Raw genomic sequence first — 20465 nt, forward strand, 5'->3', positions numbered from 1 at the left:
AGGGGGAATAATTATGAACTTAAAAATGAAATACATTATTTTATATGTGGAAAAGTTTGAGCAATGTCTTCAGTTTTATAAAGAAATTTTAAGATTACCAATAAGAGCAGAGCACGGTACATATATTGAATTTGAAACAGGAGCAACAATTTTAGCGATGAATACACGAGAGGATGTTAAGGAGTTAACGGGACTACCTCTTACAGAAGGTGTACTACAATCTTCTCATTTTGAGTTAGGGTTTGTTGTAGAAGATGTAAAGGGAACGATTGAGAAATTAAAAGAACAAGGGGTTAAAGTTCTAGTTGAGCCAATCGTAAAACCGTGGGGACAAACAATTGCTTACATTGCCGATCCAGACGGTAATTATATTGAAATTTGTAGTTCATTAGAATAGAAGGAGAAAAAGAGGATGGGGTTTCCAAAATTAGAGACAGAACGTTTACTATTAAGAGAACTTACACTATTAGATGCAGAAGCGATGTTCCATTATTTTTCAAAAGAATCCGTTATTCGTTATTTCGGAATGGACTCTTTCGAAAATATTGAGCAAGCGAAAACGACTATTCAAACGTTTAGAAAGCGTAATGAAGAGGGAAGTGTATTTCGCTGGGGAATAGAGAAGAAAGGCACGGATCAATTAATTGGTACGTGTGGGTTTCATTTAATTAACAATCATCATAAACGAGCTGAAATTGGTTATGAGCTAGATGATACATATTGGGGACAAGGATACGCAACCGAAGCACTGCAAGCAATGCTAGCTTACGGATTTGAAACGTTGCACTTTATAAGAATTGCAGCTGTCGTATATATAGAAAATGAAGCTTCCCGTAATTTATTAAAAAAAGCCGAATTTCAAGAAGAAGGATTACTTCGAAAATATATGATTCAAAATGATGTTGCTCATGACACGGTCGTTTATTCATTATTAAAAGAAGATTGGAAAAAGTAATGAGCACAAATGAAATAATGAAAGTTATTAAGGAACATAAAGATGAGCGATTTATACTAGGTATAGACGGACTAAGTCGTTCGGGTAAAACAACGTTGGTTAAAAAATTAGAAGAAAATATGAAACGAAATGGAATCTCGTTTCATATTTTTCATATTGATGATCACATTACCAAGCGTAACGAGCGATATAATACTGGATTTGAAGAGTGGTATGAGTACTACAACCTTCAATGGGATATCGACTGGTTGTTACGAAACCTTTTTCAAAAGTTACAAAGCGACATTGAATTAGAATTACCTTTTTATCATGATGAAACAGACTCATGTGAAATGAAAGAAATACAGCTTCCTTTAGTAGGTGTAATAATTATAGAAGGCGTTTTTCTGCAGCGAAAAGAATGGAGAGATTTCTTTCATTATATGGTGTATTTGGATTGTTCAAGAGAGACAAGATTTCTACGTGAAAGTCCAGAAACGCAGAGGAATCTTTCAAAATTTCAAAGTAGGTATTGGAAAGCTGAGGAGCATTATTTGGAAGCGGAATTGCCGAGGGATAGGGCGGATTTAGTAATACAAAATATGTAACAATGTAAGTAAGTACAAAATAGAAGGTGTATAAAATGAATATATTATGGGATTTTGATGGGACGTTATTTAATACGTATCCTGCATATACAATGATGCTTTCTGAAATATTAGGTGATGCAGTAGATAAACAAGAAATATACAAAAACTTAAAAATATCATATTCCCACGCAATTCAATATTACAACATTTCAAATGAACAGGAAGAACAGATTAAAGTTTTGAAGAAACAGTTTACTCCAAAAGATATGAAACCGTTTGAAGGTGTCGAAGAGATTTTGAAATTTGCGCATAAAAACGTGATTATGACACATAAACATAGGACAGGAGTTATGGAAATCTTAAAGTATTATGGATGGGACAAATACTTCGTCGATATGGTTACAATTGACGATGGTTTCCCTCGAAAACCGAACTCTTTAGCTTATGATCATTTACATAAAAAGCACAATATTGATCTAGCAATTGGAGATAGAGAGTTAGATCTATTGCCTGCGAAGGAATTAGGTATTTCCACATGTATATTTCAAGATAAATGTGATGTAGCGGACTATTCTTTATCGCATTACTCTGAGTTTTTTAAGGTAGTTATTGATAGAGATAGAGAGTTTTCTTTATAAACGGCTTGATTAAAACTTCTACTTTTTACTCGGAAAGTAGAGGTTATTTTCTATGTTTAAAAAAACTATAGTGGATTAATACTTTCAAGTGTATAGAAGGAGATTGTTATAATAATGTGAATTATATAGTTATAGATAAATCTGTAGATAAAGAGTTATGTTTTTGAACTTTTTTAAGTAAGTGAAAGATTTCTATAAGGCGAGTGATAATATGAGTATTTTCATTTTAGAAGATGATGTCATACAAGCGCAGCAAATGAAGCGGTTAGTTGAAGAGATTTGTGAGAAATATATGTTGCCGTACGATTTTATCGAAGTAACTAGTAAAAGTGAAAACATTATTAAAAACATTCCACGGGCGACTTATGTACCAATTTATTTTTTAGATATTGAGATAAAAAGAGAAGAACGTAAAGGGTTGCAAGTAGCGCAAGAAATTCGTAAATATGATACGCAAGGGATTATTGTGTTTGTAACGACGCATTCAGAATTTGCACCGATCTCGTATCAATACATGGTATCAGCTTTAACATTTATTGATAAAGGTTTGCCTTATGAAGAACGATATCAATTATTTGAGCAATGTTTGCTTCAATATGAGGCACGCAATAAGACTACTATTCCTAAGGATGATTTTATTGTTGAAAATAGTAACGCTACTGTGCGACTGCCATTTCATGCAGTCGAATATATTATGACCGATGATCCACATCGTTTAGCTTTAGTGACGTTAGATCGTATCGTTTATTTTTATGGAACATTAAAAGAGATTGAAATAGTAGATGAACGGTTATTTCGTTGTCATCAATCCTATGTCGTGAATATTACGCAAATGTCTTCTTATGATGCAAAGCAAAAGATGATGATATTAAAAAATGGGAAACGAATTCCAGTATCGCGGCGTTTAGTTAGTAAAGTACGTACAATGTTAAAGGGTGAGATGTAATGTATATTTATGATGTGTTTGCACTTTTGCTCACTAGTATGAGTCATACCTTCTTATACATTCAATTAATCCGGTACAATAGATTGTCATATAGAATGTTAGCGTCTTTAAGTGTTGTATTTATTATTTTACTTGTAATTGTCGTAACAGTAACGAGATATCCAGAGCTTAATAGTACAATTGTGTTATTTCTAATAAGTTTAGGATTGATGCAAAATGAATTGAACTTTATGCGGAATTTATATTTTGCGCTTGTTAGCATGGTTATTATTACGCTTGTGAAAATGCTATTTCTCGAAGTGGGTATGAAACTATTTATGTTAACACCATTTGATTTCTATTTATGGACAGCGAGTATAATTCATCTTATCGTGTCGCTCATAACTTTTATAGGTATTGTATTAGCTCGTAAACGAATTCAAAGTATCGCTCAGTACATAGTAGGAAGTCCACTATATTATGTTACTTATATTTTGTTAATTATTGGGTTTATTATTGGATTAATTTTAACGAGTCCATCCACTGATTTTTTAGCAAAGTTAAATCAGCAATATGGTGAATTGAGTTTTATTTCAGCAATTATATTGTTCTTAGTATTACTACTTATTGTATTACTGAGTTCGCATTTGGCGAAAGAGAAGTTGGTAGAAGAACATGAAACAAGGTTAGATAAAGAATTACTCGATTATGTTGAGAAATTAGAATCGATGCATGATGAATTGGCCAGTTTCCGCCACGATTATATTAATGTGTTACTTGCGTTAGAAGCGGGAATACGTACAAAAAATGTGAATGAAATCGAGCAAGTTTATTATGAGGTTATTACTCCTACTTTAAAATTAATCAATGATCATGAACTCGATATTGCGAAATTATCTCGTATACATATACCTGAAGTGAAAAGTGTATTAAGAGCAAAAGTGGGTACTGCCCAGCAACAACAAATAAAAGTAATGCTTGATATTCCGGAAAAAATAGCGACGGTTTCGATGCCTATAGTTCCTTTTATTCGTATCATTTCAGTCTTATTAGATAATGCAACTGAAGAAGCGGTACATAGTGAGGAAAAGGTACTGCAAATTGCCTTTTTTGAAATGGATGCAGAGCAATATTTTGTTGTTCGTAATAGCTCCAATTATAAAGAGATTGATTTACAAAAAATTTATGAGAAGAATTATTCGAGTAAAGAAGAGGGCAGAGGATATGGGTTATTCTCATTAAAACGTATTATAAATAAAACGAATAATGCAACGCTAGAAACGACTTATATGAGTCCTCATTTCACGCAAACTTTCATACTAAAAAAATAGATAACCATTTATGATGGAAATCAAACCGAATAAGAAATAACTACATACTTTCTTCAATCGTTTTTATACACTTCAAGTAAGAGGTGAAACGAGATGAATGGTCTTATTTTTACAGCGTTTATAAGTATAGGGTTACCGCTTGTTGCACTTTTATATGCTTTTTGGAAGAAACGCTATATCCCGTATATGCTAGGCGTATTGGCATTTGTTGTATCACAAATTTTAATCCGTATACCAATACTGAATTATTTAAATGGAAATAGCACAGCTTTTTCAATGTTTAGTGTCATGCAGCCTATATTATTTGCGATTATGCTTAGTTTGTCAGCTGGTATTTTTGAAGAGATAGCTCGTTTTATTGCAATGCGCTATTTTATGAAACAACGAGATTGGCAGTCAGGATTTTTATTCGGAGTAGGGCACGGTGGTATTGAAGCTGTGTTGATAGTCGGTATTCCAGTAGTATCTCTATTATTATCGCAAACAGTTAGCGGAAATACGGATAGTTATTTTGTCGGTGGAGTGGAACGTATCTTTGCGATGTTAATCCATGTCGGTCTGTCATTCATTGTATTGCAAGCAGTTGTCCAAAAGAAATTTCGTTATGTTGTATATGCAATTTTCATCCATGGGACTGTAAATGCACTAGCAGGCATCATACCGCTATACGTACCAGCAAATAGGGCTATATTTACTGTAGAAGTTACAATAGTAATTTGTGCGTTACTTGTATTTAGTTATAGTTTCATCTTAAAAAGAAAGGGTGTATTAAAATGAAAAGAATGTTACTCATTATTATAAGTGCTATTGCGGCGTTCGCACTTGCAGCATGTACTGGTAATAAAGTAGATGAAAGTACTTCAAAAAAGTTTATTCCGAAAGCGGAAGAAATTGTAACGTTACTAAATGAATCTAAGTATAAAGAAGTGCATGAAAAATTTGATAGCAAGATGAAAACTGCATTATCAGAGGAGAAAATGAAAAATCTTACGCCTGTAATTGAAAAAACTGGTACATTCGAAAAGATTGAAAAAAAGTCGATTGAAGAAAAAGATGGTTTATATACAGTTGTTCTTGTAGCGAAATATAGTAAAGAACAACGTACCTTTATCGTAACTTATAATGATAAAGAAGAAATAGCAGGTTTATATATTAAATAAAAAACAGATAAAGTGGAAGTGTCCGCTTTATCTGTTTTTTATTATTTTAACCAAATTATGGTTATTCATGCTAATATGAACTCATAGCTATATAGAAGGGGTGGGTAATTATGAAAACAGAAATAGTTTCCAAAAAGAAGTACAGCATAATAAGCTATATATCTTTACTCATCGGAATTATGTGTTTTTTATTCGTTTTTATAACTCCGACGAGAATAGCGAATGCGGGAAATATAGTTGGAGATTATGTAACGATTACTCTGACAGGGGTAGGTATTATACTTTCAATAATCACAATGACGAAAAAAACAGAGAAGAAGGGGATTGCTATTATTTCATTAGTACTGTCCTCATCATTTTTTATATTTTGGATTATCGCGATTATCTTATTGTTTACTGGTCAAATAAATTTTGCGCCGTAATGAGCAATAAAAAGAGTCCTTCATACAAGAAGGACTCTTTTTTATTCGGTATCTTCAGGTTGATATTCTAAAATATCCCCAGGTTGGCATTCTAATGCTTTACAAATAGCATCTAAAGTTGTAATTCTAATTGCTTTTGCTTTTCCATTTTTTAATATAGAAAGGTTAGCCATTGTAATTCCAACCTTCTCCGAAAGCTCTGTTACACTCATTTTTCTTTTCGCTAACATTACATCAATATTAATTATTATTGCCATGTTATTCACCTCAGACCGTTAAATCATTTTCTGATTTTATATCTATCGCATCTTTTAAAAGTCTTTGGAGAACGGCAGCAAAGACTGCGATAACCATTGAAGCAAAGATTAGGAGCATGCCAAGTATAATAATACCTGGTGCATCATCTCTTTCCGCCACAAGATAGAAGAGTGGCATACCTACCACATATAAAATACTGATTGTTACTGCACATTGTTTTATCTTCTTTAAAGCTCTAACAGATAATTTCGAGAAAGCGTTACCCTTATCAATGAAGCTTACAAGTTTAAAAGCTTGATACAGAGCGAAATAAAAAGGTACCACCGTTGCATACAGATTGATTAAAATAAGATATTTTATATATGCAATATCGGGATACAATTCCGCTGCATAATTCCCTATGTTAGGAACTAAAAATATACACAAAGCAAGAACAGGGATTCCAATCAGAATAATAGCTGTCTTTAAAAAGAGTGTTGATCTTTGTTTCATATAAAGCACCTCATTTATTAATTATCTATTTAATCTAACATGAAATTTATCGTTTAACAATAAATTTTTATTTATTATAATCGTGTTTTTATTGTTAAGTAAATTTGAATTTCAGATGAAAATAAAAAGTACTGCTCTTTATAAAAAAGGGTGCCAAACAAATAGACTTCTTGTAATAAAAAAGTATGGTGAATATGGTGATATATACCATTGTTCCTTTGACGAAATATAGTACAGATAATCGTTCCTTCTTTCTGTAAATGATGTTATGTTAAAAGTAACGATTAAGTCGTTCTAATAATAAGAGTTTTTAGAAAAACAATATTTTTCGTAATTTGAAGAGGTGTTAATGAAATGAAATCGTACACGCAATTTGAACGTAGAAAACACATACTAGATGAGTTAGAAAAGTACAACCGAGTTATGGTAAATGATTTAGCGAAGATACTAAATGTTACAACAGAAACGATACGAAGAGATTTAGATATGTTGCACAAGGAAGGGCAGCTTACGAAAATACATGGTGGTGCAATTAAGAAAAAAGATCAAACACTAGAATTTCATTTTGATAGGCGCCGAGCTGAGAATATTGAAGAAAAACGAAAAATTGCAATGGAAGCAAGTAAACTCGTAGAAGATAATGATATTATCGCAATTGAAATTGGGACAACCACAATGCAAATTTTGGATTACATACACGATAAAAAGAATTTGACGATTTTAACAAACTCGATACCAGCTGTTAATAAAATTATTGAGCTTAAAGAACAATATGATTCCTTTGATTGCAGGTTAATAGTCATTGGAGGAATATTGAATACAAATTCATTAGCATTGTCTGGAGAAATGACGTTAAACTATCTTGACCATTTCACTGTTAATAAGTTATTTGCTTCTTGTGATGGAATTTCTTTAGAAAAAGAACTAACATGTTCGTATATTGAAGATGCACAAATATATAAGCAGTTAAAGAATAATGCAAAACAAGTTGTCATGATGGCTGATGAGTCAAAGTTTAATTTAACAAAGTTCTATAAAAGCGGGAATTTCAGTGACATCGATGCATTATATACAAACGCTAAGCTCGATGAGGCGTGGCACAATGTGTTAACAAGTAATGGGGTAGAAGTAATAACAGTATAGAAAACAAAAAGAAGACTATTTCTTAGCAAGTTGAGAAAAAGTCTACTTTTTGTCTTATATTTTGTTTATATGTTGTTTTATTTTGTTTATTTGTTGTTTTATTTTGTTTATTTGTTGTTTTTACAATTAGTTAACAAATTAACAACATTGTGTTAATAATATACTCGTACAATATGAATTAGGAGGTGGCAAGAATGCAAATAAAACTATCAAAAGCTGTGTTCTTTTTACTACCAGTTGGAATACCTCTAATATTGTTTTGGATTATTCCGAATTTCATTAGCTTAGGTATTAGTTTTACTGATTGGGATTTTATGACGAATGATTTTAACTTTGTTGGTTTAGAAAACTATTTCAATTTATTTACACAAGATTCTTTTATGCAAGCATTGCTAAATACGTTTTATTTCGGAATTGGAACAGTGATTCCAACGATTGCATTAGGTTTAGGATTCGCATTATTCTTCCGAAAAAAATTTAAAGGTTCTGCATTGTACCAATTAATGATTTTTTCACCTTGGGTAACGCCAACAATAGCTGTATCCATTGTGTGGTCACTTTTATATGAACCTCAATTTGGAGTTATTAATAAAGTTCTAAACTTTTTTGGGATACCAGGTTTGGACTGGCTTCAAAGTAGTCAAACAGCGATGTTAGCAGTCATTATTGTGACAGTTTGGAAATTAGTTGGTTGGACGATGATCTTCTATATTGGCGCATTAGAAAAAGTTCCAGATAGTTTATATGAAGCAGCTAGTATTGATGGAGCAAATTCATGGCAGAAATTTCGATATGTAACACTGCCAATGGTTTCATCAACAACTTTCTTCTTAGTTGTTGTCAATACAATTTCTTCAGTGCAGGCTTACGATCAAATAAAAATTTTAACACAAGGTGGACCTAGTGGTTCGACGCGTACGTTACTTTATTTATTCTTCCAACAAGGGTTTGAACAATTTGATATGGGATCTGCAACAGCAATCGCATTTATCATACTAATCATTACAATACTACTATCTGTTATAAACAAAATAATAGGTGACAAGTGGGTGAACTATTAAGGTGAATAATATGAAAAAAGGTCCATTAATCGTAAAGCATCTCTTTCTAGCGTTATCAAGTATACTATTTATTTTTCCATTCATATGGATGGTGCTTGGTTCGTTTAAAACATCTAGTGAAGTATTACAAGGAGGTTTTTGGCCTAAAGAATTTCACTGGGAAAATTATCAGCAAGTATTAGATATACTTCCATTTAGCACATATTTATTTAATAGTTTCTATACTTCTTTCATCATTACTATATATGTACTTGTTTCGTCAGCGCTTTTTGCTTATATGTTGGCATTTTATAAGTTTAAAGGCAAGAATATTACGTTTAGTGTTGTGATGGCAACCTATATGATCCCTGGAGCTGTATCGTATGTTCCTGTATATGTAATGTTAGGGAAATTTGGTTTGCTTGATTCACATTTTGGATACATGATTTCTATGGCTGTTAGCGTATTCGGTATTTTCTATTTGAAACAAACGTTCCATAAAGTTGGTTTTGAAATAGTAGAAGCAGCCAAAATTGACGGAGCGAGTGATTGGCGAATTCTTTGGAAGATTATTTTTCCAATGACACGATCATCATTTGTAACTCTAGGATTGGTCACATTTATTGGTAACTATAATAATTACATTTGGCCAGCTCTTATTTTGAAAGATAATACACAAAAACTAATTACGAATGGAATTGCTGATTATTTCATTAATAGTTCTTTAGGACGAGATTGGTCACACATTATGGTTGCAAGTACAATCGCAACGGTGCCGCTCTTAATCGTATTTTTAATTCTACAAAAATGGTTCTTATCTGGTGTTACTGATTCAGGAATAAAGGGGTAATTAAATAGTAAAGGAGATATGTGGGATGAAAAAACTATTCATGCTTCTAACAGTTTTAACATTGTTTGTTAGTGCACTTGCGGGTTGTTCAGGTGGAAAAGGAAGTACGGTTAAAGCGAGTAAAGAAGGGGAGAAGGTTGTTGTTCCATTCATTAATGGAGTAGGGGGCTCTCTTGCAGATCGTGTAGATAAGATTGTGGAAGAATACAATAAAAGTCAGGACAAATATGTAGTGAAAACGACAAAAGCGGGTAGCTACGATGAGTCATATCAAAAGCTACAAAGTGGATTTGCAGCGAATAACCAAGAAGCAATTGCATTACTAGGTTCTGATGTCATTCAAGAATATGCTAAAAAACAGTTAATCGTACCTATAGATGAATATGTTAAAAATGATACCAATTTAAAAAAGGAAGATTACGGAAAAGGATTTATAGAGCAAGCAACAATTGACGAGAAGTTATATGGCATTCCGTTTTACGGTACAACGCAAATTTTTTATTACAATAAAAAAGCATTGGCGGAGAATGGCTTTACAAAAGAGGATTTAAAGACGTGGGAAGGTGTAGAAAAGGTAGCAAAAACAGTCGCAAAACGTGGTGAAAACGGAAATGTTTCATATGCTGGCTGGATGCCAATGTGGGGGACGTCAAACTTAATTGATGCAGTTCGCAGTGCTGGCGGTAATGTATTAAGTGAAGATGGTAAAAAAGTATTAATTAACGATGATACTTGGGTTACGGTATGGGAGGAATTCCGCACATGGCTTCATGAAGATAAAATTATGAAAATACATTCAGGTGGTACTGGATGGGAATATTGGGATAAAACAGTAATTGATTTAGTAGAAGGCAGAACATTAGGGTTTACAGGATCATCTGGTGACCAAGGATTTGTTTTCAAATCATTAGGTAAAGGAATGACGGAAGAAGAACGTCTTAACACGTTTGACGCATTGCCACAACCAGCTTGGGGTAATAATAAACCAGCGCCAAAATTAGAAACATATTTATTCACATTAACGAGAAATATTGATCCAGAAGTAGCGAAAGGTGCATATGACTTTATGAAATTTGCGACAAGTACGGAGAAAACGGCTGAATGGTCAATGGCAACAGGCTATATTCCTGTTCGTAACAATGTAACAGAGTACGGTCCATATGCTGAATTTGTTAAAAAACAACCACAAGCATTAGTTCCGTTAGAACAAGCCAACAATAATGGAGTGGGACCATTTGTAGATCCAACGGGCGGAAAAATCAATGACGCTTTAAATGTAGCAAAAGATAAAGTAGAGATTGAAGGGGTTCCAGCAAAGAAAGCATTAGATGAAGCAGCTAAAGTTGCGCAAGAAGAGTTAGATAAAGTTTTGAAAAAGAAGAAGTAAACCTGTTTGTAGTACGAACGTGAGGTGCTTTTGAACGAAGGAAGTGCCTCTAAAATTCACTTGAAAAGGTGTGAGAACTATGATCGAAATAACAAGTACGATAACACTCTCTTCATTCGTAAAAAATAAACACTGTTTCCAAATGGATGAAACTGATATTACAAACTTTACATTAACAATTGATCAAGGGGATAGCCGAAAAATTCCGCTTTTACTAATCTTAAGAGATCCTAACGGTTATGTACGTATACAATATCAAACTCCAATTGTAAATGAAAAACTAGTCGTTTCGAAAGATTCAAAGTTTTGTTCTGCTGGTTGTATTGGAGGAGACATACAGTCAGGTAATTGGGAATTAGAAGTCGTATATATCCCTCATTGTGCAAAGAAAGTAGTGAAATTTACTGGGGAAAAAGTTGACTATACAGTAAATATAGAAGTGAATGATCAGTTGGAGCGAAAGTATAATAGAGAGCATTTTTGTAAGGGCAATGTTTTTATCGATGAAGACCGTTTTAATAAGGTAGTAAATGAAGAACATCGCTGGTACAAAGGGGATTTTCATGAACATACAGATTTAACAGATGGCGAGATAGATGATGAACTTGGAATGGGAGTATGTGAAAAACAAGAATTAGATTTTTTATATGCGACGGAGCACAATATTGTTATGCCATCATATCAAAAAGGAAACACATTAATTATACCATCTATGGAACTTACAACTCCTTATGGTCATTACAACATATTTGGTATAAGAGAATTCATTGATTTTACAGAGTACATAGATGAATCATTTAGCGCTGAAAAAATGAATGCACTATTTTCACTCATGAAAGAAAAAGGCTATTTATTGAGTGTGAATCATCCATTTATGAAGCCTTGGGCGAACCAAGTTAATATTAATTTAGAAAATGTTCATACGATGGAAATTATGTGTGATCCAACTTATAAAAAAAGTAAATCATCTACTTTAGAAGCTTTACGTTGTTTCGATCAAATGTGGTCAAATGGTCTTAAAATCTGGGGAATAGGAGGAAGTGACTCTCATTTACATCCGTCTAAAACATTCCCAGGATCAAAAGACCCATCCATTTACGGTGATCCAGGAACATATGTATTATGTAACGGTTTATCAATTAAAAACTTGAAATTTGCGATCAAAAACGGAAGAATTTATTTCTCTCGATTTAGAAAATTAGCGATAGATATTCAAAACGAAGGTGAAACGATTGCTGTCGGCGATGAGGCTAAAGGAAATATTGTTTATAACGTTCAAACAGATAAACCGTGTGAGTGGAGACTACTTATAAATGGAAGAACGATTGAAAAAGAATACGGCAGCGATGCAACTTTTGCATTCTCTTTAAATGAAGGGGCGTACGCTAGAGTTGAGGGATGGGAAGAGGACGAATTAGTGGCGTTTATTAATCCTATTCATAATAAAGTTCAGATTAAAAATATAAAAACATGGAATGAAGTTATAGGGGGAATAAAGGGTGAATAAAGCGATTATTTTTGATAAAGATGGAACATTAATACAGTTAGATTCAGTTTGGTACAAAATTGTGCATCGTGTGTTAGATGATATATTTCAAACGTATCCAAATGAAAAAAGTAAACGAGATGACTACTTAACGATTATTGGTATGAATGATAACGATTTTGAGAGTACGAGTTTACTAGCTTGTCGCACAAATTACTTTATTGCGGCTGCATGGTATTCGTTGCTAGAAAATCAACATGTGAATAAAGAGGGTTTTATTCAAAATGTATGTCTTCTATTCAAAAAGTACTCTACTGCAGATGATCTTGTATTTACAGAAGTGGAAGGTGCAAAGGAAACGTTACGATATTTAAAAGACAATGAATATATTATTGGGGTTGTTACGGCAGACGATGTTGATGCAGCTATTCATTCTCTGAAAATGACTGAGTTATATGATTATGTAGATTTTTTAGGTGCAGATGATGGTGTGAATAGAACAAAACCTGAAAGTGACTTTTATCATATGTTTAAAGAAAAATTTTCACTAACTGAAGAAGATGTGCTTATGGTAGGTGATACATTAACAGACGTTACATTTGCAAGAAATAGTAACATTAAAGTAGTGGGCGTCTTATCGGGTGCGAGCAGGAAGGAAGATTTAGAAGGAAAAGCGGATTATATTTTAAACAGTATGAAGGACATTTCGAAGATTTTATAATTCATGTCATCATAATTTTTAACAATATCTATAAATATAGCTCGAATTCTAGGAGGATATTATGGCTCAACTATCATTCAAAAACATTTACAAAAAATATGATCATGATGTGACAATCGTAAAAGATTTTAACCTAGAAGTAAATGATGGAGAATTTATCGTTTTGGTTGGCCCTTCAGGGTGTGGGAAATCTACAACATTACGTATGATTGCAGGACTTGAGGAGATTTCAGAGGGCGACTTTTATATTGATGGAAAGCGTGTAAATGATGTTACACCGAAAGATAGAGATATTGCAATGGTATTTCAAAACTATGCGCTTTATCCGCATATGAGTGTGTATGAAAACATGGCGTTTGGATTAAAACTACGAAAATATAGTAAAGAAGAAATTGACCAGCGTGTGCAACATGCAGCAAAAATTCTTGGACTTGAGCAGTATTTAAGCCGAAAGCCAAAAGCACTTTCAGGTGGGCAACGTCAGCGTGTTGCCTTAGGCCGAGCGATTGTTCGAAATGCAAAAGTATTTTTAATGGACGAGCCTTTATCAAACTTAGATGCGAAGTTGCGTGTTCAAATGCGTGCTGAGATTACAAAATTACACAAGCAGCTGCAAACGACATCTGTATATGTCACGCATGATCAAATTGAAGCTATGACGATGGCGACGCGCTTAGTTGTACTAAAAGATGGGATTATACAGCAAGTCGGTACACCGAAAGAAGTGTATGATAATCCAGAGAATGTATTTGTCGGCGGATTCATCGGCTCTCCTGGAATGAATTTTTTCAAAGGAGTATTAACAGATAATGCAGTTATGATTGATAAGTGGAAAATTGAAGTGCCAGAAGAGAAGATGAAAGGCTTGCGAAATAAGGGCTATACGAATAAAGAAATCATAATAGGAATACGTCCAGAAGACTTTTATTATGGAAAAGAAATCGAGGATTTACCATATAACACAAAAGTAATGGTATGTATTGATGTAGCAGAATTAATGGGGGCAGAAACATATCTATATTCTAACATTAATGGCCAATCCTTTGTTGCACGTGTGGACACATCTTTAGATGTGCAAAGTCAATCTAATATAGATCTAGGTTTAAACATGGACAAAGTGCATTACTTTGATTCAGAAACTGAGAAACGAATTGTTTTTTAGATAATAATTAATATGATTATACCTTTAGAATTTCTTCAACTACTACAAATAAATGAATAGCAAAAAGCCGATTATCCTTTAGATTACAGGGAATCGGCTTTTTTATATAAAAGATCGCTTAGCGTACGAAAATCGCTTTTTGTTGGCAGTGCCCTGTCACAATCAAGCTGAGAAAAACAAATAATCCAAAACGAGAAAATTCTTAAGTTGATGGATGTGTGATGCTACTCCTATGTTAAGGTTCGAGTCATTTGAAACAGCACCCTCTATATTGAGTGGTGTTAAAGCGACGTATATGATAAAAAAGATGTATCGCTTGTAAAAAAAATGCATCACCTTGAATGAGCTAATACGACAAGAATCCGTTTCGGGCCTAATTAGGGAATGCAGTACAGATCAGTATATAGTATACAAGCATTCCCTTTCTATAAATACGGTATGTTTTTAATATAATTAAAAGAAAATTTTTGTGTTCTTTAATATGATGTCACATAATACCAGTTTTTTTCTATTTTTGTGATTTCTTTATATTCATTATTAAAGTCGTATTTGTTTGGTCTAGTATCATTTGGTGTATAAATAAATCCTGAAAAATTATCTAATATACCACGATAAGTAAAAAAGAAAACAGAAATACCATTTTTATTTTGTTGAATAATTACATCCCCACCGTTTTTGGAAGTGGATGCAAACTGTTTAGGTAAATGAATTTGTCTACTATCATAATGAACATTAGGAGTTAACTCTTTATGTTCTATAAGTGCTATAACTTTTTCACGGTCTTCTTTATAGATAATAAAATCTAAATTTATATAAATCTTATTAAATGGTATACACATCCAAGTAATTATTATGATTAATTGAATAATTAACGGTTTCCAGTTTTTGTATTTGATAAGATGTATGATTGTGAAAATTAATATTAAGAAAAACAATCCATGAACTATTATTGAAAGAAATGGCATAACAAATGGGGTAAGGAATTCAACTAAATACCATTTGAAAAAATGATAAAGTATGAGAGCGAGACCGCTTATTAATGTAATTTTGGTTAAATTCTTATTCAAATTTTGAATCTCCTTTCTATACTAAAAACATATGATTTTAGTATGAATATAAAATGTGTTTTTCATAAATTTCCCTTAGTTTCATTTTATTAACTTTGTTTGATTAATATTTTGAATATATCATAGATTTGAAATTAAATAAACGGACATTAAATTTTTACATTTTATATAGAATAAAAGTGAGGGAAGTTTTCAAAATAGACTAGTTTTTTATTTGAAATGTAATTTGATTAGTTTCATGAAATAGATCCAGTTCCGGTAAAATCAATTGCAACAAGTGAACATTACGAAACTAAGAGGAGCATATCAAAGTCGGTGACACTGACTTATGGGACAGTTCACTTCTGATTGTGGAAACGGGGCAGTACAGAAGTGGAAAAATTCTGTGTTTCTTTTTAATTAATATATTTATTGGGAAAAACTTCGAAATTTCCGGCACAAATGCTCCTTCTATCCTATAATAGAAGCTATTCTGGACGTAAGTAATTTGTAAGGAATGAGTAAGAAAAAAGAGATTTTCATAGTATAAAATATTTATTATACCTACGTATAACACCTACTACTAATAATGTGTTATAATACAAATTAGCAACATAAAGGAAAGGAATTAGAAAAAATGACCTTACAAAATACTAAAAATTTAAAAAAACAAGTTGCTCCTTTTGAAAAATCAACGGCAAAAAAAAGTGTTTGGCAAATCATCAATACGGTAGTGCCATTTATTATCTTATGGTACCTTGCTTATAAAAGTTTGTCCGTTTCTTATTGGTTAGCATTAGTTCCAGCTGTGTTAGCCGCGGGATTTATGACACGGGTTTTCATTATTTTTCATGATTGTACCCATCATTCTTTCTTTAAAAGCCGTCGTGTAAATAGAATAGTAGGGACATGTATGGGTGTTTTAACTTTATTCCCGTTTGATCAATGGGGGCATGAGCATTCCGTTCATCACGCTACAAGTGGTAATTTGGATAAGCGAGGTACAGGAGATATTTGGACACTTACAGTGAATGAATATTTGGCAGCGCCATTTAGACTCCGTTTAGCATATCGTTTATATCGCAATCCATTGGTTATGTTTGGGTTAGGTCCGATTTATGTTTTCCTACTTAAAAATAGATTTAACAGAAAAGGTGCTAGAAAGAAGGAACGCATGAATACCTATTTGACGAATGTTTTAATCGTTGCTTTAGTAGGGTTACTTTGCTGGACACTCGGATGGCAATCGTTTCTTTTAGTACATGGTTCCATATTCTTAATAGCAGGTTCAATAGGTATTTGGCTGTTTTACGTACAGCACACATTCGAGGATTCTTATTTTGAAGAAGATAAAGAGTGGGAATATGTGAAAGCGGCAGTGGAAGGAAGTTCTTTTTATAAACTACCTAAAATCTTGCAATTTTTAACTGGTAATATTGGATTTCATCATGTTCACCATTTAAGTCCAAGAGTACCTAATTATAAATTAGAAGAGGCACACAATAATACGCTTCCTTTAAAGAATGTACCAACGATTACTCTTGCTACAAGTTTGCGGTCACTCCGTTTCCGTCTTTGGGATGAGCAAAACAACAATTTTGTTAGCTTTAAAGAAGTTAAAAATTTAGTGAAAAATAATGTTTCTATTCCAGTGAAATCAGAACTATAACTTCATCAAATATGACTGACTCCCCTTAATCATTTTCGATTTAAGGGGAGTTTTTGTTTAACTAGTAGATGCACGATATGGAGAAAACTTAAATGATTTAAATTGTAATGGAGGTGGATTAAGAAATAGTAATTAATATTAGAGAACGATAAAAATATTATGTTAACAATTTGGGGAGATTGATATTACTTTTTTCAATAGATATTATGCTTAGTCTCTGAGTATATTTCATCTGGTGTGTATCATGTCTTACAAGAAACGTATGATTTAAAACTTGATAAAATTTGCAGCAAATACATATGAAAATGATGTTCCCTTAATAATAAAAGGGTATTACGCTATAAAATAAATGATAATAAGAACAGGCTAATTATTTTAGGATAATAAAATACAAAACAGACAAACTCAATTCCCCTTGAATTTGTCCGTTCAGTTACTGGTGAAAAAGGAGGAGTATGTAAATGAAATGTGTATATAGTCTAAAACTGTTTAAAGATATGTGAATGTATTTAAAGTGGGTTTCTTTACACTAATTTATTACTTTTTAGTTTGCCTAGATAGTTCAACAGATTTTTGCGTACAACGCTGCATAGCTGAAATGATGGCTGTTCGTAAGCCTTTTTCCTCTAATGTTGCTACAGCTTCTATAGTTGTTCCGCCAGGAGAACAAACCATATCTTTCAATTCACCTGGATGTATGCCTGTTTCTAGTACCATTTTTGCAGAGCCTAACACAGCTTGAGCAGCGAATTTATATGCTTGATTTCTAGGCATACCATCTAATACAGCTGCATCTGCCATCGCTTCTATAATCATATATACGTATGCTGGCGACGAACCACTTACAGATGTTACAACGTCCATTAATTTTTCGCTTACGATCTCTGTTTGACCAAAGCTATTGAAAATGTTTAGCACATCTTCTAAATCTTTTTCTGTCACCATTTCATTAGGGCATAACGCAGACATTCCTTCTCCAACAAGAGCAGGGGTGTTAGGCATTACTCTTACAACCTTTAATTTTTTAGCAAAAGCCTCTTCAGTACTTTTAATGCTTTTCCCGGCAGCGATCGTTACGACGATAACATCGTTTTTGATTATTTCTTTTATTTCGTTAATGATTGATGCGTATAGGTCTGGTTTAATTGATAAAATTAAAATATCAGCATTTTTAGCTACTTCATTGTTGTCAGTAGTTGTAGTTAGCCCATATTTTTCACTAGCATTTTTTAAATTCGTAGTGTTTAAATCCGAACAAAGAATATTATTTGCAGACACTATCTTTTTGTTTAGCATCCCACCAATCATAGCCATTCCCATATTTCCGCAACCGATGAATCCAATTTGTTTATCCATAATAACTCAATCTTGCTCCTTTTATAATAAATTATATCATTTTGAAATTGTTATCTTAAAATAACAATAACATCTCCATGCAATATAAAGAAACATTCTAAGAGAATATATTCCTTTTTGCAACACCAAAAGTTGAAAATCAATTATATTCGACAATATGTAAATATATACACTTTAATTTTAGGTTTTATGTTGATGAATATGAGTTAAACTTATATCGATTTGTATTTTCATTCAGTAGGGTAATAATTTCATACAAGTAACTTGCCGCTCTATTTATTTTTAAAAATACTTCTTGACACCAAATCAAATTATATCGCATAATATAAAAAATTAAACCGAAAATCGTTGAAGGGAAATAGTACATATGTCTTCTTGCGAAAGAGAGTGGAATTCACCGGCTGAAAGATTCCTCGTATAGAATATATCGAACCTATCCCTGAGTCTTAAATGAAAGTTTAGGCGTTCGCCTGCGTTATAGGCGCCAAGTGGATATCTATGTATATCAATTAAGGTGGTACCGCGGAACAATGACCGTTTCGTCCTTTTTATTTTATTAAGGGCGAAGTGGTCATTTTTATTTTGCTCTTTAATAGGCTAGGTGCAGCACTGATAAGAATAGAAGCCGCTGTAAGCTGTATGAATAGAAGTGAAATTTATAAAAAACTTTGATTTTAGACTTGGGGGATACAAAAGTGAAAAAACAACGAATTGTTGTAAAGATTGGGAGTAGTTCCTTGGCAGATAGTCACGGAGGCATTTCTAAAGAACAACTTTCAGATCACGTTGCCGCATTGGCTCGATTGAAAGAGGAAGGGCATGAAGTTTTACTAATTACATCCGGGGCAGTCGCTGCAGGTTTTTCTGCTCTAGGGTATCCTAGCAGACCTGTGACAATTAAAGGGAAACAGGCTGCTGCGGCTGTCGGGCAAAGTTTATTAATGCAGGCATACACGGAGGAATTCCGTAAATATGGTATCGTTACTGCACAACTTTTACTAACGAGAAGTGATTTTTCTAGAAAAGAACAATACAGTAACGCTTACGCTACTTTAGGAGAGCTACTAAACCGTTCTGCTCTTCCTATAATCAATGAAAATGATTCCATTTCTTTAGAAGAGCTAACGTTCGGTGATAATGATATGCTGTCAGCTTTAGTAAGCGGACTTGTTTCGGCAGATATGCTCATGATTTTTACAGATGTGAACGGTTTATATGACCAAAATCCTCAGAAAAATGCGGATGCGAAAAAATATCATTTCCTTCCTGAGGTAACGGAAGAAATTGCTTCTCTTGCAGGAGATGCTGGTTCAAAACTTGGGACTGGCGGTATGAAATCAAAAATCGATGCTGCAAAGACGGCACTATCTCTTGGAGTGAGTGTATTTATCGGAACGGGATGTGGACAGGAGAAGTTTTTAGATGTTATGAAGGGCAAAGGTGATGGAACATATATCGGGAATGCTCCTCAAAAAGTGATTAAGATGAACAAGCAATGGATCGCCTTGCATTCGCTTGTTAGCGGACAAATTGAAGTAGATGCGGGGGCAGTTTCTGCCATCATTCAGCATGGTAAGAGTCTTCTTCCTGCTGGTGTTACAAATGTGTCAGGATTTTTCCAAGTGGGTGAAGTCGTGGAAGTAATCACGCAACAAGGGCGCGTAATAGGAAAAGGACAATGCACATATAGCGCAGAGGAACTAAGGAATTTAAAAGGTATGCAAAGCCAAGATATTCAAGCAAGAGGCGAAAGGCATAATTATGAAGTCATCCATAGAGATCACTGGGTTTCATTTTAAGAAAAGAGAGCACTCAAATTTTAATGGGCAGGAAAGATTTAGATACTGGTGTTAAA

22 protein-coding genes and 1 other annotated feature are annotated in these 20465 nt (G+C 33.3%); of the genes, 18 read left to right on the plus strand and 4 right to left on the minus strand.

The window, feature by feature from the left end:
• Positions 1 to 13: 13 nt before the first annotated feature.
• The 9 genes from DN408_RS10880 (at position 14) to DN408_RS10920 (ending at position 6000) form a co-directional block, all read left to right on the plus strand.
• The gene (locus DN408_RS10880) at positions 14 to 397 is read left to right on the plus strand and encodes a VOC family protein (protein WP_002013534.1); all 384 of its coding nucleotides are present in this window, start codon (positions 14 to 16) and stop codon (positions 395 to 397) included.
• Between the two features lie 15 nt (positions 398 to 412).
• Positions 413 to 955, plus strand: coding sequence for a GNAT family N-acetyltransferase (locus DN408_RS10885; protein WP_078179221.1), 543 nt, complete (start codon positions 413 to 415; stop codon positions 953 to 955).
• The gene (locus DN408_RS10890; protein ID WP_002168129.1) at positions 955 to 1542 is read left to right on the plus strand and encodes a kinase; all 588 of its coding nucleotides are present in this window, start codon (positions 955 to 957) and stop codon (positions 1540 to 1542) included. Before DN408_RS10885 ends, DN408_RS10890 begins: the two co-directional genes overlap by 1 nt.
• A gap of 35 nt (positions 1543 to 1577) precedes the next feature.
• Entirely contained in the window at positions 1578 to 2162 is a 585-nt protein-coding gene (locus DN408_RS10895; protein WP_016127183.1) for an HAD-IA family hydrolase, read from the plus strand.
• Positions 2163 to 2373: 211 nt separating this feature from the next.
• Positions 2374 to 3108: a response regulator transcription factor gene (locus tag DN408_RS10900; protein WP_078179304.1), complete on the plus strand. Its 735-nt coding sequence runs from the start codon at positions 2374 to 2376 to the stop codon at positions 3106 to 3108.
• Positions 3108 to 4418, plus strand: a complete 1311-nt coding sequence (locus tag DN408_RS10905) for a GHKL domain-containing protein (protein WP_016127181.1) — start codon at positions 3108 to 3110, stop codon at positions 4416 to 4418. The genes DN408_RS10900 and DN408_RS10905 overlap by 1 nt, the downstream gene beginning before the upstream one ends.
• Before the next feature lie 93 nt (positions 4419 to 4511).
• Entirely contained in the window at positions 4512 to 5195 is a 684-nt protein-coding gene (locus tag DN408_RS10910; protein WP_147740101.1) for a YhfC family glutamic-type intramembrane protease, read from the plus strand.
• A complete protein-coding gene (locus DN408_RS10915) occupies positions 5192 to 5578 on the plus strand; it encodes a DUF3887 domain-containing protein (protein ID WP_063225774.1) in 387 nt (128 codons plus the stop codon). The genes DN408_RS10910 and DN408_RS10915 overlap by 4 nt, the downstream gene beginning before the upstream one ends.
• A gap of 110 nt (positions 5579 to 5688) precedes the next feature.
• Entirely contained in the window at positions 5689 to 6000 is a 312-nt protein-coding gene (locus tag DN408_RS10920) for a hypothetical protein (protein WP_002127923.1), read from the plus strand.
• Positions 6001 to 6041: 41 nt separating this feature from the next.
• Here the strand turns inward: DN408_RS10920 and DN408_RS10925 are convergent, their stop codons facing one another.
• Both DN408_RS10925 and DN408_RS10930 read right to left on the minus strand, forming a co-directional pair.
• Complete coding sequence (locus DN408_RS10925; protein ID WP_000974615.1) at positions 6042 to 6257, minus strand: helix-turn-helix domain-containing protein; 216 nt, start codon at positions 6255 to 6257, stop codon at positions 6042 to 6044.
• A 10-nt stretch (positions 6258 to 6267) separates the two neighbouring features.
• Entirely contained in the window at positions 6268 to 6750 is a 483-nt protein-coding gene (locus DN408_RS10930) for a DUF2975 domain-containing protein (protein WP_002127922.1), read from the minus strand.
• A gap of 354 nt (positions 6751 to 7104) precedes the next feature.
• Here DN408_RS10930 and DN408_RS10935 point away from each other — a divergent pair, with 354 nt between their 5' ends.
• The 7 genes from DN408_RS10935 (at position 7105) to DN408_RS10965 (ending at position 14539) form a co-directional block, all read left to right on the plus strand.
• The gene (locus tag DN408_RS10935; RefSeq protein WP_078179308.1) at positions 7105 to 7893 is read left to right on the plus strand and encodes a DeoR/GlpR family DNA-binding transcription regulator; all 789 of its coding nucleotides are present in this window, start codon (positions 7105 to 7107) and stop codon (positions 7891 to 7893) included.
• A 194-nt stretch (positions 7894 to 8087) separates the two neighbouring features.
• Positions 8088 to 8954: a carbohydrate ABC transporter permease gene (locus tag DN408_RS10940; RefSeq protein WP_002165547.1), complete on the plus strand. Its 867-nt coding sequence runs from the start codon at positions 8088 to 8090 to the stop codon at positions 8952 to 8954.
• Between the two features lie 10 nt (positions 8955 to 8964).
• The gene (locus tag DN408_RS10945) at positions 8965 to 9783 is read left to right on the plus strand and encodes a carbohydrate ABC transporter permease (protein ID WP_002110514.1); all 819 of its coding nucleotides are present in this window, start codon (positions 8965 to 8967) and stop codon (positions 9781 to 9783) included.
• 25 nt (positions 9784 to 9808) lie between these two features.
• Entirely contained in the window at positions 9809 to 11170 is a 1362-nt protein-coding gene (locus DN408_RS10950) for an extracellular solute-binding protein (protein WP_016127178.1), read from the plus strand.
• Between the two features lie 79 nt (positions 11171 to 11249).
• Positions 11250 to 12677: a CehA/McbA family metallohydrolase gene (locus tag DN408_RS10955; RefSeq protein ID WP_078179107.1), complete on the plus strand. Its 1428-nt coding sequence runs from the start codon at positions 11250 to 11252 to the stop codon at positions 12675 to 12677.
• On the plus strand, positions 12670 to 13377 hold the full coding sequence (locus tag DN408_RS10960; RefSeq protein WP_002110510.1) for an HAD family hydrolase: 708 nt from the start codon (positions 12670 to 12672) through the stop codon (positions 13375 to 13377). Before DN408_RS10955 ends, DN408_RS10960 begins: the two co-directional genes overlap by 8 nt.
• Before the next feature lie 61 nt (positions 13378 to 13438).
• Positions 13439 to 14539, plus strand: a complete 1101-nt coding sequence (locus DN408_RS10965) for an ABC transporter ATP-binding protein (protein WP_002165550.1) — start codon at positions 13439 to 13441, stop codon at positions 14537 to 14539.
• Between the two features lie 476 nt (positions 14540 to 15015).
• Here DN408_RS10965 and DN408_RS10970 read toward each other — a convergent pair whose 3' ends face one another.
• The gene (locus tag DN408_RS10970) at positions 15016 to 15606 is read right to left on the minus strand and encodes a hypothetical protein (protein WP_147740102.1); all 591 of its coding nucleotides are present in this window, start codon (positions 15604 to 15606) and stop codon (positions 15016 to 15018) included.
• 616 nt (positions 15607 to 16222) lie between these two features.
• Between DN408_RS10970 and desA the strand changes: the two genes are divergently transcribed.
• A complete protein-coding gene (gene desA / locus DN408_RS10980) occupies positions 16223 to 17254 on the plus strand; it encodes a Delta(5) desaturase DesA (RefSeq protein WP_002013512.1) in 1032 nt (343 codons plus the stop codon).
• 537 nt (positions 17255 to 17791) lie between these two features.
• On the opposite strand, the gene proC is transcribed toward desA, so the two are convergent.
• Positions 17792 to 18610 (minus strand): pyrroline-5-carboxylate reductase, encoded by an 819-nt coding sequence (gene proC / locus DN408_RS10985; protein WP_002168136.1) that lies wholly within the window; start codon positions 18608 to 18610, stop codon positions 17792 to 17794.
• Between the two features lie 339 nt (positions 18611 to 18949).
• Positions 18950 to 19160, plus strand: a binding site (T-box leader).
• A 145-nt stretch (positions 19161 to 19305) separates the two neighbouring features.
• Here proC and proB point away from each other — a divergent pair.
• A complete protein-coding gene (gene proB, locus DN408_RS10990) occupies positions 19306 to 20409 on the plus strand; it encodes a glutamate 5-kinase (protein WP_078179164.1) in 1104 nt (367 codons plus the stop codon).
• The last annotated feature ends 56 nt before the right edge of the window (positions 20410 to 20465 follow it).

This window comes from Bacillus sp. AR13-1, assembly GCF_008042285.1.
In the GTDB taxonomy this organism is placed as follows: domain Bacteria; phylum Bacillota; class Bacilli; order Bacillales; family Bacillaceae_G; genus Bacillus_A; species Bacillus_A mycoides.

Coding starts and splice junctions, on each gene's coding strand:
- DN408_RS10880 (WP_002013534.1), top strand. CDS start 14: ATGAACTTAAAAATGAAATACATTATTTTATATGTGGAAAAGTTTGAG.
- DN408_RS10885 (WP_078179221.1), top strand. CDS start 413: ATGGGGTTTCCAAAATTAGAGACAGAACGTTTACTATTAAGAGAACTT.
- DN408_RS10890 (WP_002168129.1), top strand. CDS start 955: ATGAGCACAAATGAAATAATGAAAGTTATTAAGGAACATAAAGATGAG.
- DN408_RS10895 (WP_016127183.1), top strand. CDS start 1,578: ATGAATATATTATGGGATTTTGATGGGACGTTATTTAATACGTATCCT.
- DN408_RS10900 (WP_078179304.1), top strand. CDS start 2,374: ATGAGTATTTTCATTTTAGAAGATGATGTCATACAAGCGCAGCAAATG.
- DN408_RS10905 (WP_016127181.1), top strand. CDS start 3,108: ATGTATATTTATGATGTGTTTGCACTTTTGCTCACTAGTATGAGTCAT.
- DN408_RS10910 (WP_147740101.1), top strand. CDS start 4,512: ATGAATGGTCTTATTTTTACAGCGTTTATAAGTATAGGGTTACCGCTT.
- DN408_RS10915 (WP_063225774.1), top strand. CDS start 5,192: ATGAAAAGAATGTTACTCATTATTATAAGTGCTATTGCGGCGTTCGCA.
- DN408_RS10920 (WP_002127923.1), top strand. CDS start 5,689: ATGAAAACAGAAATAGTTTCCAAAAAGAAGTACAGCATAATAAGCTAT.
- DN408_RS10925 (WP_000974615.1), bottom strand. CDS start 6,257: ATGGCAATAATAATTAATATTGATGTAATGTTAGCGAAAAGAAAAATG.
- DN408_RS10930 (WP_002127922.1), bottom strand. CDS start 6,750: ATGAAACAAAGATCAACACTCTTTTTAAAGACAGCTATTATTCTGATT.
- DN408_RS10935 (WP_078179308.1), top strand. CDS start 7,105: ATGAAATCGTACACGCAATTTGAACGTAGAAAACACATACTAGATGAG.
- DN408_RS10940 (WP_002165547.1), top strand. CDS start 8,088: ATGCAAATAAAACTATCAAAAGCTGTGTTCTTTTTACTACCAGTTGGA.
- DN408_RS10945 (WP_002110514.1), top strand. CDS start 8,965: ATGAAAAAAGGTCCATTAATCGTAAAGCATCTCTTTCTAGCGTTATCA.
- DN408_RS10950 (WP_016127178.1), top strand. CDS start 9,809: ATGAAAAAACTATTCATGCTTCTAACAGTTTTAACATTGTTTGTTAGT.
- DN408_RS10955 (WP_078179107.1), top strand. CDS start 11,250: ATGATCGAAATAACAAGTACGATAACACTCTCTTCATTCGTAAAAAAT.
- DN408_RS10965 (WP_002165550.1), top strand. CDS start 13,439: ATGGCTCAACTATCATTCAAAAACATTTACAAAAAATATGATCATGAT.
- desA (WP_002013512.1), top strand. CDS start 16,223: ATGACCTTACAAAATACTAAAAATTTAAAAAAACAAGTTGCTCCTTTT.
- proC (WP_002168136.1), bottom strand. CDS start 18,610: ATGGATAAACAAATTGGATTCATCGGTTGCGGAAATATGGGAATGGCT.